The organism is Serratia sp. szju (genome assembly GCF_044594185.1).
GTDB classification, from domain to species: Bacteria; Pseudomonadota; Gammaproteobacteria; order Enterobacterales; family Enterobacteriaceae; genus Serratia; species Serratia bockelmannii.
In genome coordinates, this window is the sequence record NZ_CP172576.1 from 3431014 (window position 1) to 3443598 (window position 12585).

A 12585-nucleotide genomic window follows, 5' to 3' on the forward strand; every position below is an offset into this window, starting at 1 on the left:
CGGAGCGAAACGCGAATAATAATGAAAGTGGAGAATTAAATGACAATGAGCACACCTATGCTGGTGACCTTCCTGGTGTACATTTTCGGGATGGTGCTGATCGGCCTGCTTGCCTACCGGGCAACCAACAACTTTGATGACTATATTCTCGGCGGTCGCAGTTTGGGCAGCGTGGTGACCGCGCTGTCCGCCGGCGCTTCCGACATGAGCGGCTGGTTGCTGATGGGCCTGCCGGGCGCCATCTTCCTCTCCGGCATCTCCGAAAGCTGGATCGCCATCGGCCTGACCATTGGCGCTTACCTGAACTGGAAGCTGGTGGCAGGAAGGCTGCGCGTACATACCGAAGCCAACAACAACGCCCTGACGCTGCCGGACTATTTCACCAGCCGCTTTGAAGACAACAGCAAGTTGCTGCGGGTGATCTCGGCCATCGTCATCCTGGTGTTCTTCACCATTTACTGCGCCTCCGGCATCGTGGCCGGCGCGCGCCTGTTCGAAAGCACCTTCGGCATGAGCTACGAAACCGCCCTGTGGGCCGGCGCCGCAGCGACCATCCTCTACACCTTTATCGGCGGTTTCCTGGCGGTGAGCTGGACCGACACCGTGCAGGCCAGCCTGATGATTTTCGCGCTGATCCTGACGCCGGTGATCGTGATCTTCGCCGTCGGCGGCATCGATACCTCGATGCTGGTGATCCAGGCGCAGAACCCGGCCAACCTCGACATGCTGAAGGGGCTGAACTTCGTCGCCATCCTGTCGCTGCTGGGATGGGGCCTGGGCTACTTCGGCCAGCCGCACATCCTCGCGCGTTTCATGGCGGCGGATTCTCACCGCACCATCCGCAGCGCGCGTCGCATCAGCATGACCTGGATGATCCTGTGCCTGGCCGGCACCATCGCCGTCGGTTTCTTCGGCATTGCTTACTTCGCCAACAACCCGGATCAAGCCGGTAACGTGTCGCAGAACGGCGAACGCGTGTTCATCGAACTGGCGATGCTGCTGTTTAACCCATGGGTAGCGGGCGTGCTGCTGTCGGCGATTCTGGCGGCGGTCATGAGTACCCTGAGCTGCCAGCTGCTGGTGTGCTCCAGCGCGATCACCGAAGACCTGTACAAGGCGTTCCTGCGTAAAGGTGCCAGCCAGCGCGAGCTGGTGTGGGTCGGCCGCGTGATGGTGCTGGTGGTGGCGTTGATCGCCATCGCGCTGGCGGCCAACCCGGAGAACCGCGTGCTGGGGCTGGTGAGCTACGCCTGGGCCGGTTTTGGCGCCGCCTTCGGCCCGGTGGTGCTGATTTCGGTGATGTGGTCGCGCATGACCCGCAACGGCGCGCTGGCCGGCATGCTGGTCGGTGCGGTGACGGTGATCGTCTGGAAACAGTATGAATGGCTGGGCCTGTATGAAATCATCCCGGGCTTTATTCTGGGCTGTTTCGCCATCGTGGTTGTGAGCCTGATGGGCCGCCAACCTTCCGCCACCATGACCGAACGTTTCGATCAGGCGGAAGCCGAGTACAAAACGGTATAACGCTGTTCGATGTCAGTCAGCAAGGGGCGCGCAGAGCGCCCCTTCTTTTTGCCTGTTCGCCACTGTCACTCAGCTGTAACACCTGGCGACATTTGATTAGAAAAAATCACGCTTGCGCCTCTTGTATTTCTTCTTGGCAGAATGATAATCACTCTCGTTGTATTTTACGTTTCTTTACAGAGTTGCCGCCGCTCATTTCGAGTCAGTTTTCTCTGCCGCCGCGGTCTTTTCAGGGGTGTTTATTTATGTTCGTTCCCTTTCTTATCATGTTCCGCGAGGGGCTGGAGGCTGCGTTGATCGTCAGCCTGATCGCCAGCTACCTGAAACGCACGCAGCGCAGCCAATGGCTCGGTGCGGTGTGGATCGGCGTGATTGTCGCCGCGGCGCTGTGTCTGGCGCTCGGCATCTTCATCAATGAGACCACCGGCGAGTTCCCGCAAAAACAGCAGGAGCTGTTTGAAGGCATCGTGGCGGTGGTGGCGGTGCTGATCCTCACCTATATGGTGTTCTGGATGCGTAAGGTGTCCAAATCGGTCAAGGTGCATCTGGAAGGCGCGATCGATCAGGCGCTTAACGCCGGTAAAGGGCAGGGTTGGGCGCTGGTGGCGATGGTGTTCTTCGCCGTAGCGCGAGAAGGGCTGGAGTCAGTGTTCTTCCTGTTGGCGGCGTTTCAGCAAGACGTGGGCGCCGCGGCGCCGATCGGTGCGGTGCTCGGGCTGGTTGCCGCCATCGTGCTGGGCATGATGATTTACTGGGGCGGTGTGAAGCTGCACCTGGCCAAATTCTTCAAATGGACCAGCCTGTTCATTTTGTTCGTCGCCGCCGGCCTGGCCGCCGGGGCGATCCGCGCCTTCCACGAAGCCGGTCTGTGGAACCATTTCCAGGACATCGCCTTCGATTTCAGCAACACCCTGTCGACCCATTCGCTGTTCGGCACCCTGCTGGAAGGCATTCTCGGTTATCAGGAAGCCCCGACGGTCAGCGAAGTGGCGGTCTACTTCCTGTATCTGATCCCGGCGCTGATTTTCTTTTTCCTGCCGCAGCGCGCGGAGCCGGCAGCGGCCCCGGCGCAACGTAAAATCAATCATTAATGTTTAATAGGGAATCTCGTATGTCTACTCCGTTATTTCGCCGCAAGGCGTTGCACGCAGCATTACTGGCTATCCCGGCGTTTGCGCTGAGCATCGACGCCTTGGCGGCGGACGTGCCGCAGGTCAAGGTCACGGTCAACGACAAGCAGTGCGAACCGATGCAGCTGACGGTGCCAGCCGGCAAAACGCAGTTTGTGGTGCATAACACCAGCCAGAAAAATGTCGAATGGGAAATCCTGAAAGGGGTGATGGTGGTGGAAGAGCGCGAAAACATCGCGCCGGGCTTCACCCAGAAAATGACCGCCACGCTGGAAGCGGGCGAATATGACATGACCTGCGGGCTGCTGAGCAATCCGAAAGGCAAACTGATTGTCACTGCGGCGGCCAACGGCGCTACCGACGGCAAGCCGAGCGCGCTGGATCTGGTTGGCCCGATCGCCGAATACAAAGTCTACGTCACCAAAGAAGTCGATGGGCTGGTGAAACAGACCAAGCTGTTCACCGACGCGGTGAAGGCCGGTAACGTGGAGCAAGCGCGCAAGCTGTACGCGCCGACCCGCCAGCACTATGAGCGCATCGAGCCGATCGCCGAGCTGTTCTCCGATCTGGACGGCAGCATCGACGCCCGCGAAGACGACTACGAGAAGAAATCGGCGGATCCGAACTTCACCGGTTTCCACCGTCTGGAGAAGGCGCTGTTTGCCGACAACTCAACCAAAGACATGGGCGCCTACGCCGATCGCCTGTACCACGACACCGTCGAGCTGCAAAAGCGCGTGAGTGAACTGACCTTCCCGCCGAGCAAAGTGGTGGGCGGCGCAGCCGGGCTGATCGAAGAGGTGGCGGCCAGCAAGATCAGCGGTGAAGAAGACCGCTACAGCCGCACCGACCTGTGGGACTTCCAGGCCAACGTCGACGGCGCACAGAAGATAGTCAACCTGCTGCGTCCTTTGCTGGTCAAGGCCAATAAGCCGCTGCTGGACAAGATCGACGCCAACTTCAAAACCGTGGACACCATCTTGGCGAAGTACCAAACCAAAGACGGCTATGAGTCCTATGAGAAGCTGACCGATGCCGATCGCAATGCGTTGAAAGGGCCGATCACCACGCTGGCGGAAGATCTTTCCCAACTGCGCGGCGTGTTGGGTCTGGACTGAGGCATAAGGTTATGAGCAACAAGGTAGGCCCGAATAACGGGCCTCATCCGCACTCTCAGGGGGCGGCATCGCCTTCGCGGCGCCGTTTGCTGCAAGGGCTGGGGCTGGGCGCACTGGCACTGGGCGGCACCCGTCTGGTGCAGGCGGCGGACAAAGCGGCGGAGCCGTTGGCGACGCCGCAGGATGAGCGCTGGCAGAAGCAGCCGTTTTATGGCCGCCATCAGGCCGGGGTGCTGACGCCGCAACAGGCGGCGATGATGCTGGTGGCGTTCGATGTGCTGGCGACCGACAAAGCGGGGCTGGAGCGCCTGTTTCGGCTACTGACCGATCGCATCGCCTTCCTGACTCACGGCGGCAAGGCGCCGGAGGTGGACGCCAAACTACCACCGCTCGATTCCGGCATCATGGGGCCGGAGATTTACCCGGACAACCTGACCATCACCGTCTCGGTCGGCGCATCGCTGTTCGACGAACGCTTTGGTCTGCAGGCGCACAAACCGCTGAAATTGCAGAAAATGACCCGCTTCCCCAACGATGCGTTGGACGCCGGGCTTTGCCACGGCGACCTGCTGCTGCAGATCTGCGCCAACACCAACGAAACCGCTCTCCACGCGCTGCGTGACATCATCAAGCACTCGCCGGATCTGCTCAGCGTGCGCTGGAAGCGGGAAGGGTTCATCTCCGCGCACGCGGCGCGCAGCAAAGGCAAAGAGACGCCGATTAACCTGTTGGGGTTCAAAGACGGCACCGCCAACCCGAAGACCGACGACAAATCGCTGATGGATAAAGTGGTTTGGGTCGGCGACAGCGTTGGTGAACCGGCGTGGACGGCCGGCGGCAGCTATCAGGCGGCGCGTATTATTCGTTTCCGCGTCGAGTTTTGGGATCGCACGCCGCTGCAGGAGCAGGAAACCATTTTCGGCCGCGAGAAGCACAGCGGTGCGCCGCTCGGCATGAAGCATGAACATGACGAGCCGAATTACGCGAACGATCCCGACGGTAAGGTGATCCCGATGGATGCGCACATTCGATTGGCTAACCCCCGTACGCCGGAAAGCCAAAGCAACCTGATGCTGCGGCGTGGCTACAGCTATTCCCTTGGCGTTTCCAATGCCGGGCAGCTGGAAATGGGGCTGCTGTTTGTCTGCTATCAGGCCGATCTGGAGAAAGGCTTCCTGACGGTGCAAAAAAGGCTGAACGGCGAAGCGTTGGAGGAATACATCAAGCCGATTGGCGGCGGGTATTTCTTCGTGCTGCCGGGCGTGAAAGAGAACGGTGACTATCTGGCCAGCGGCCTGCTCAAGGCCTGAACCCGAAATGACGAGGCGGGTTCGCCTGCCTCGTTTTACTTTGTTTTGCCTGCCGTACGGAAGATTGAGCGTCGAAAGTCAATTCAACACCTGGCCTATGGATTAAAAAGCACGCACCGCGTGCGCTTTTGTGGTGTGCAAAATTTAATCAGGAAACCAAAGTGTCATTCGCACTGTTTAATTATAATTTATTGATATTTATAGATTATAAATTCTTGTGGAATGACGTGTCGTGCGTGATATAGTGTTTTAGCGATAACTAAAAACAAAAAATATAAATTTTTTTACATTTTAGTAACGCGACAGGATTGAATGTCATTATACTGTAATCATCTGGCGGTAGTTTTCACACGGTGCACAGCTTGAAGCTGTAAATATCACTGCGGGGATCGCTAATGGTAAAGTCCTTGGTTGGGCTGGAAAGAAAAAATAACACATCTCCCCTGATTTCTCGTTGTAACGAGGGTTCTCTCTCCGACTCTCTTTTACCGGCAACTCCGCACTCTTATCGCTACCGAATCTCACCACTTTTTACTCCACGTTTATTGATGCAGTCCGCGTTGTCCCGTGAAAAAACGGCGCTTAAGCGTTGCCGTCAATTCACATTGTCCCTTGGCTCTTATTGGCTCGGAGGAGGCCAAAACCTAATACGTGTGTGAAACATAATCGCACGGCCTGGCCGTTGCGGTAGGTGAAACAAACTGTAAGGTGCCACTATGGGTAGACAGAAAGCAGTGATCAAAGCACGTCGTGAAGCGAAACGCGTTATTCGTCGTGACGCTCGTAGTCATCGCCAGCTGGAAGAAGAGTCTGTGACCTCGCTGGTGCAAATGGGGGGAGTCGAGTCTATCGGCATGGCGCGAGACAAGCGCGATAGCTCACCCATCGAGGCTAGAACCGAAGCTCAGGGTCATTACTTATCAGCCATAGAGAATAAGCAGCTGATCTTCGCCACCGGCGAAGCGGGCTGTGGCAAAACATTTATCAGCGCCGCCAAGGCGGCGGAGGCGCTGATCCATAAAGAGGTGGATCGGATTATCGTTACCCGTCCTGTTTTGCAGGCGGATGAAGACCTCGGTTTCTTGCCGGGGGATATCTCCGAGAAGTTCGCCCCTTATTTCCGCCCGGTGTATGACATTCTGGTACGTCGTTTAGGATCTTCCTTTATGCAGTACTGCCTGCGCCCGGAAATCGGCAAGGTAGAGATTGCACCGTTTGCTTACATGCGCGGACGCACCTTCGAAAATGCGGTCGTTATCCTGGATGAAGCCCAGAACGTGACCGCCAGCCAGATGAAAATGTTCCTGACCCGCCTGGGGGAAAACGTGACGGTTATCGTTAACGGCGACGTGACCCAGTGCGACCTGCCGCGCGGCGTGAAATCCGGCCTCAGCGATGCCCTGGAACGCTTCGAAGAGGACGAGATGATCGGCGTTATCCGCTTTGAAAAACAGGACTGCGTGCGTTCCGCTTTGTGCCAGCGCACGCTCAACGCTTACAGTTAACCTATCCGCTAATGGAAAGGCCGCTTCGGCGGCCTTTTTTATCTCCGCAATTTCCTCTCTCGTTTAACCTTTGTGTAAATTATTGTGGTTTTCTGTATAGATTTTCGTTGAGTTAGCGTTAATGATTAATGGGTTCCAGATTGGCGCGCAATTTGCCTGTGCCGCCAAAAGGACATTATCTGGGGTGTGCGCCGCGCGGCGCATAGCGTGTGGGTTCCTTGATGCGATTCAAACATGAAATACATCATTCTGATTTTGCTTATTTTATGCGTCGTCTATGTGCATTACCGCGGACGGGTGCGCTACAACGTGTGGCGACAGCTGTCTGACCATTCCACTTTTACCGCACCGTTGAACGTTTTCATGTATCTGTTTTCCCGTGTGCCGACCACGCCGTACCTGAAGCCGGAGCAGTTCCCTGAGCTGGCGGTACTGCGGGAGAACTGGGAAACCATCCGCGACGAAGGACAGAAGCTGATGGAGATCCAGCAGATCAAGGCGTCCGATCAATTCAACGACGCCGGTTTCAACTCGTTCTTCAAGACCGGTTGGAAGCGCTTTTACCTGAAATGGTATGAAGACAGCCATCCTTCCGCTATGACCCTGTGCCCGCAGACCACGGAACTGCTGCGCAGCCTGCCTTCGGTCAAGGCGGCGATGTTCGCCGAACTGCCGGACGGCAGCCGTTTGCCGCGTCACCGCGACCCTTATGCCGGTTCGCTGCGTTATCACCTGGGGTTGATTACCCCCAACGATGACCGCTGCTTCATTGAGGTGGACGGTGAGCGCTACAGCTGGCGCGACGGTGAAGGGGTGATGTTCGATGAAACCTATCTGCACTACGCGGAAAACCAGAGCGGGCAGAATCGTCTGATCCTGTTCTGCGACATCGAACGGCCGATGCGCTACCGCTGGGCACAGGCGGTTAACCACTGGCTGGGGCGCAATCTGATGAGCGCCGCCACCGCGCCGAACGAAGAGGGCGATCGTACCGGCGGCGTCAACAAGATGTTCAAATACATCTATGCGATACGCCGGGTGGGGAAACGCTTGAAGGCCTGGAACCGCACCGGTTATTACATCATCAAGTGGATTTTGTTCGGGGGGATCGCCGCGGCGATATTCTTCTCGGTATAACGAAGGCAGGGGCGCACAGAGTGCGCCCCTTTTTGATCAAGCGAAGATAGTCATCATGTAGGCGGCGAACAGCGCCAGGTGGGCGGTGCCGTTCAGCACGTTGGTGCGTCCGGTCGAGAACGACAGCTGGCACAGCAGCAGCACCGTCAGCATCACCACGATATGCGGCGTTTGCAGGCCGAAGATCAGCGTCTGCCCGGTCAGGGTGGCGATGATGGTCACCGCCGGCACGGTCAGGGAGATGGTCGCCAGCACCGAACCGAAGAACAGGTTCATGGCGCGTTGCACCTGATTGTTCAACACGGCGCGCAGCGCGCCCAGACCTTCCGGCGACAGGATCAACAGCGCCACCAGGAAACCGGTGAACTGCGCCGGTGCATTCATCTTGGTCAGCAGGCCTTCCAGCGGATTGGCGTTGAACTTGGTGACGGCGATCACTGCGATCAGGTGCACGATGAGCCAGGCGGCGTGCCAGGCGCTGCTGTGCGAAGAGGGCTTGCCGTGATGCGGATCGCCATCGTCGTCTTCATGCTCGTACACGAACAGGCTCTGATGGGTTTTGGTCTGGATCACCAGGAACACGCCATACATGGCGGCGGAGATCAACGCCACCAGCAGCGCTTGCCCGGTGCTGAAGTTGCCGCCAGGCAGCGCGCTCGGGAACACCAGCACGATCACCGCCAACGGGAAAATCGCCATCAGATACTGTTTGATGCCGCCGAGGTTGACGTACTGGGTGGCGAACTTGCGCCCGCCGAGGAGCAGCGCGAAACCGACCAGGCCGGCGGAAACGATCATAATGATGGAATACAGCGTGTCGCGCATCAGCGCCGGTGCGGCGTCGCCGGTGGCCATCAGCGCGGAAATCAGGCTGACCTCGAGGATCACCACCGACAAACTGAGGATCAGCGAGCCGTAGGGTTCGCCCAATCGGTGGGCCAGCACGTCGGCGTGGCGCACCACGCTGAAGGCGCTGCTGAGGATCCCCACCAGCGCGAGAATATTGATGCCGACGATTAGCGGAAAGTTATCGGTGCTACCCCATAGATTTAGCACTACCAACGCGGCGATAGGGAAGATCAGAGAGTATTCGGTGTGGCGAGATTTGGTGGATCGGCCAGGATCGTGTTGCGACTTCATGAGGGTGGCACTCCTTCTCAAACAGCGTAGCCCGTCAGCGCCGGTTGCCGTGATACGGCAACTCTGCGTTTCCAGTAGGTATTTTATATTAGGATACACCCACGGCGCCGGTGTGATGTTGTTTTTATCTGAGAAAGCAATTGCTTGCTTTATGTGATCAGGGTAGCAAAAAAACCGCACGGGGTGCGGTTTTATTTACTTACTTTTACGCAATAACGCCAAGTTTTAACGTTAGATTTGAGAAAAGTCATGTTTACTTGTTTAGTACTCGGTTAATCAAGGAAAATGAGACGATCAGTCGTCAATATTATCCATGATTTCATGCCGTTTATTGTGGTAACCCTCTTCATTTAGCCCCTCACGCCAGTAAGGCACAGCATAAAGACGATTACGATCGCATTGACGTTCACGGCGTAGGTAGCGGCGCAGCTCTACCACCAGGCGATCTTCACCGGCGAGCCAGAAGTGGGTATCGCTCTGCGGCACGGATTGCGCGCGGAACCGAGCGACCAATTCGTCGGTTTTCTCTGTGCCGCCGACAACCCAATTCACTTCAACGCCGGCAGGCTTTTTCAGGTCAATGACGTCAGCGTTGCTGTCGACGCGGACGAAAGCGCGTCCGGCGCTGTGCGGCGGCAGGTTTTCCAACAGCGCGGCCAGCGCAGGCAGTGAGGAGGGATCGCCCGCCAGGGAGTAGAAGTCGGCGGCCGGCAGCATCGGTTTGGGGCCGCCTGGGTTGCTGATGCCGATTTTATCGCCGGCTTTCGCCTGGCGCGCAAAGTCGACCGCCGGGCCCTGATGGTCATGAATGGCGAACTCGATGTCCACTTCCGCCAGTTCCGGGCGCACGGCGCGGATGGAATAGGTGCGCACGATCGGGCGTACGGCATTTGCGGCCCAACGCGGGCCGTTTTCGGTCAGCGTCGGCAGGTCCGGCTGCGTCTGGCCGGCGAGCGGCAAAAAGACTTTGATGTGTGCAGCGGCGGCATTGGCCGGGTAGTAACGCAGATCGGGGGCGGTAAAGGTAATGCGGCGCAGGTGCGGCGTAATGTCCTGTACGCGGCTGACGGCGATCAGGTAGGGGGCGCGTGAGCGAGGGGCTTCGGTAGTCACGGGGATCTCCTTATAGTTCGTTTGGCGGTGAGTATAACATGTCGTTTGATAATGAGAATTGTTTGCTAATTGAGACGAAACCGCATGTGGGCTAGGCTTAAGGTTCACTCATCCTGAAAGGGGAGGCCATATGCCCTACCACAGCACGAACGACTTGCCGGACAATGTGAAGCATGTGCTGCCGGAACATGCGCAGGCGATCTATAAAGAAGCGTTCAACAGCGCCTGGCAACAATACCGCGATCCCGATGACCGGCGCGGTGACGACAGCCGTGAAGAGAGGGCGCATAAGGTAGCTTGGGCGGCGGTCAAGCAAAGCTATCGTAAGGGCGATGACGAACGTTGGCATAAAAAGTAACGAATTATCACGCAGCAAAAATCGCGCAGACATTATGTGGAGCCCGGCAATTAATATTATTGCTGCTCAGTACAAATACTTTTTCACTTTAACGCCGCTTTGTAACTTGATTGCACGTCAGGAAAAGAATAAGGTCATTCTTATAAGGCGCGGTGATTGAATTAATAAAAATCCGCAGCCGAAAATAAAACATCAAAGGTTCAGCAGTGGCGAGGGAAGGCGAGAAATCGTATTCCCGGGAGGTAATATCAGTGTTAACGCGAGATTTTCTGCAAAAAGCGGATTGCAAAACTGCATTCGGCGCTATTGAGGAGTCGTTGTTGCTGACGCCTGAACAGCGTGCAGCCTCGTTGGATTGCACCTTATCGCGCCGGCCGGGTCACAGCCCCGTATGGATATTCGGTTACGGTTCGCTGATGTGGAACCCGGTTTTCGAATCGGAAGAAGTGCGGCCGGCCAAGCTGCAGGGTTGGCACCGGGCGTTCTGTATGCGCTTGACCGCCGGGCGCGGCACGCTGCATCAGCCGGGGCGCATGCTGGCGTTGAAGGCCGGCGGCCACACTACGGGCCTGGCCTTTCGCTTGCCGGAAAGCAAACTGCGTGAAGAGTTGGAGCTGCTTTGGAAGCGCGAAATGGTGACCGATTGCTACGTGCCGACCTGGTGCGAGCTGGAGTTGGATGGCGGCGAGAAGGTTACTGCGTTGGTATTCGTGATGAACCCGCAGCATCCGCTGTTTGAAGAAGACACCAGCTACCAGGTGATCGCGCCATTGATCGCCAGCGCCAGCGGCCCGCTGGGCACCAACGCGCAATATCTGTTTGCGCTGGATAACGAGTTGAAGCACCACGGCATGCAGGATGATTGCATCGGCGATCTGGTGCGCTGCGTGCAGCAATGGCTGCAGCAGAACCGCACCGGCGGCATCGGCAGTGAGGCCACCGCCTGAGGCTGCTGCGGGAATGCGAACGGTGAGGGGCTCAGCATGCTGAGCCCTTTTTTTATATCTAATGCCTATATTTAATAACTTTAATTTGCACAGTGATTGAAGGCATGTTTTTATTGTGGTTATCTATCCCTTTATTTTTAAAGTCATTCGCTGTTTTTTGTCAGTTTCCCATCCCCTATGCGAAGCAGAATGATCGACTTAGTATTAAATTGCATAAGTAAAGGTTATTTCTTATTTGTTCAGCCCCGCGGGACTCCGTATCAATATGGCTAACGCTACTGGAAGAAACAGGGAGACGGGGATGAACTTTCAACAATTAAAAATTATTCGTGAATCGGCGCGCTGCAACTACAACCTGACCGAGGTCGCCAATACGTTATTTACCTCGCAGTCCGGCGTCAGTCGGCATATTCGCGAGCTGGAAGAAGAGCTGGGCATCGAAATATTCATTCGCCGGGGCAAACGGCTGCTGGGCATGACCGAGCCCGGCAAAGAGCTGCTGGTGGTGGCGGAGCGCATTCTCAACGACGCCAATAACATCCGTCGCCTGGCGGATGTCTTCAGCAGCAACGACTCGGGCCAGCTGCATATTGCGACGACGCACACCCAGGCGCGCTATAGCCTGCCGGGGGTGATCAAAGAGTTTCGCGCGCTTTATCCGCGGGTGCGGGTGGTGCTCAATCAGGGCAGCCCTGAAGAGATCGTCTCGATGTTGGCCGCCGGCGAAGCCGATATCGGCATTGCCAGCGAACGGCTGATGAGCGACGAATCGCTGGCGTCGTTCCCATATTACCGCTGGCATCACACCATTCTGGTGCCGGAAGGGCACGAGTTGACGCGTCAGCCGCAGGTGACGCTGGAGATGCTCAGCACTTTGCCGCTGATCACTTACCGGCAGGGCATTACCGGGCGCGCGAAGCTGGATGCGGCGTTCAAAGCGGCGGGCCTGACCCCGGACATCGCGCTCAGCGCACAAGACTCCGACGTGATTAAAACCTATGTCGAACTGGGATTGGGCGTGGGCGTGCTGGCGGACATGTCGTATGAAAAAGAGCGCGATCGCGGGTTGGTCAGCCTCAACGCCGAGCATTTGTTTGAACCCAATACGGTATGGCTGGGCCTGAAACGCAGCCAGCTGCAGCGCAACTATGCCTGGCGCTTTATCCAACTGTGCAACCCAACGCTGTCGCTGACCGAAATCAAAGACAAGGTCTTCTCGTCGCAGCTGGACGCGGTGATTGATTACCAGATTTAACCGATAAGCGGCAGGCAATTCCTGCCGCGCATTCTGCATTGCCCGCCT

Annotated in this window: 11 protein-coding genes; 9 read left to right on the plus strand and 2 right to left on the minus strand. The window is 57.1% G+C overall.

From position 1 onward, the window contains the following. Nucleotides 1-39 precede the first annotated feature (39 nt). From putP to lpxO, 6 genes are all read left to right on the plus strand, one after another. Entirely contained in the window at nucleotides 40-1524 is a 1485-nt protein-coding gene (gene putP / locus RE418_RS16230) for a sodium/proline symporter PutP (protein WP_025303234.1), read from the plus strand. A 245-nt stretch (nucleotides 1525-1769) separates the two neighbouring features. Further along, complete coding sequence (gene efeU, locus RE418_RS16235) at nucleotides 1770-2615, plus strand: iron uptake transporter permease EfeU (RefSeq protein WP_049209047.1); 846 nt, start codon at nucleotides 1770-1772, stop codon at nucleotides 2613-2615. Between the two features lie 20 nt (nucleotides 2616-2635). Further along, complete coding sequence (gene efeO / locus RE418_RS16240; RefSeq protein ID WP_043138585.1) at nucleotides 2636-3772, plus strand: iron uptake system protein EfeO; 1137 nt, start codon at nucleotides 2636-2638, stop codon at nucleotides 3770-3772. Between the two features lie 11 nt (nucleotides 3773-3783). Then, on the plus strand, nucleotides 3784-5082 hold the full coding sequence (gene efeB, locus RE418_RS16245; protein ID WP_060447835.1) for an iron uptake transporter deferrochelatase/peroxidase subunit: 1299 nt from the start codon (nucleotides 3784-3786) through the stop codon (nucleotides 5080-5082). Nucleotides 5083-5798: 716 nt separating this feature from the next. Further along, nucleotides 5799-6587 (plus strand): phosphate starvation-inducible protein PhoH, encoded by a 789-nt coding sequence (gene phoH, locus RE418_RS16250; protein WP_015378226.1) that lies wholly within the window; start codon nucleotides 5799-5801, stop codon nucleotides 6585-6587. 234 nt (nucleotides 6588-6821) lie between these two features. Then, nucleotides 6822-7724, plus strand: a complete 903-nt coding sequence (gene lpxO / locus RE418_RS16255; RefSeq protein ID WP_025303230.1) for a lipid A hydroxylase LpxO — start codon at nucleotides 6822-6824, stop codon at nucleotides 7722-7724. A gap of 36 nt (nucleotides 7725-7760) precedes the next feature. Here the strand turns inward: lpxO and chaA are convergent, their stop codons facing one another. Together chaA and RE418_RS16265 are read right to left on the minus strand one after the other, a co-directional pair. After that, nucleotides 7761-8864 carry a sodium-potassium/proton antiporter ChaA gene (gene chaA / locus RE418_RS16260; RefSeq protein WP_025303229.1) on the minus strand — a complete coding sequence of 368 codons (1104 nt, stop codon included), beginning with the start codon at nucleotides 8862-8864 and terminating at the stop codon, nucleotides 7761-7763. A gap of 294 nt (nucleotides 8865-9158) precedes the next feature. Further along, nucleotides 9159-9977, minus strand: coding sequence for a siderophore-interacting protein (locus RE418_RS16265; RefSeq protein ID WP_337147261.1), 819 nt, complete (start codon nucleotides 9975-9977; stop codon nucleotides 9159-9161). Nucleotides 9978-10107: 130 nt separating this feature from the next. Between RE418_RS16265 and chaB the strand changes: the two genes are divergently transcribed. From chaB to cbl, 3 genes are all read left to right on the plus strand, one after another. Then, the gene (gene chaB / locus RE418_RS16270; protein WP_399675274.1) at nucleotides 10108-10335 is read left to right on the plus strand and encodes a putative cation transport regulator ChaB; all 228 of its coding nucleotides are present in this window, start codon (nucleotides 10108-10110) and stop codon (nucleotides 10333-10335) included. Between the two features lie 251 nt (nucleotides 10336-10586). Continuing rightward, on the plus strand, nucleotides 10587-11282 hold the full coding sequence (locus RE418_RS16275; RefSeq protein WP_025303226.1) for a gamma-glutamylcyclotransferase: 696 nt from the start codon (nucleotides 10587-10589) through the stop codon (nucleotides 11280-11282). A gap of 301 nt (nucleotides 11283-11583) precedes the next feature. Next, nucleotides 11584-12537 (plus strand): HTH-type transcriptional regulator Cbl, encoded by a 954-nt coding sequence (cbl, locus tag RE418_RS16280; protein WP_025303225.1) that lies wholly within the window; start codon nucleotides 11584-11586, stop codon nucleotides 12535-12537. Nucleotides 12538-12585: the final 48 nt, after the last annotated feature.

Excerpts from the sequence above, each read along its gene's own strand:
- putP (WP_025303234.1), top strand. The coding sequence starts at position 40 with ATGACAATGAGCACACCTATGCTGGTGACCTTCCTGGTGTACATTTTC.
- efeU (WP_049209047.1), top strand. The coding sequence starts at position 1,770 with ATGTTCGTTCCCTTTCTTATCATGTTCCGCGAGGGGCTGGAGGCTGCG.
- efeO (WP_043138585.1), top strand. The coding sequence starts at position 2,636 with ATGTCTACTCCGTTATTTCGCCGCAAGGCGTTGCACGCAGCATTACTG.
- efeB (WP_060447835.1), top strand. The coding sequence starts at position 3,784 with ATGAGCAACAAGGTAGGCCCGAATAACGGGCCTCATCCGCACTCTCAG.
- phoH (WP_015378226.1), top strand. The coding sequence starts at position 5,799 with ATGGGTAGACAGAAAGCAGTGATCAAAGCACGTCGTGAAGCGAAACGC.
- lpxO (WP_025303230.1), top strand. The coding sequence starts at position 6,822 with ATGAAATACATCATTCTGATTTTGCTTATTTTATGCGTCGTCTATGTG.
- chaA (WP_025303229.1), bottom strand. The coding sequence starts at position 8,864 with ATGAAGTCGCAACACGATCCTGGCCGATCCACCAAATCTCGCCACACC.
- chaB (WP_399675274.1), top strand. The coding sequence starts at position 10,108 with ATGCCCTACCACAGCACGAACGACTTGCCGGACAATGTGAAGCATGTG.
- cbl (WP_025303225.1), top strand. The coding sequence starts at position 11,584 with ATGAACTTTCAACAATTAAAAATTATTCGTGAATCGGCGCGCTGCAAC.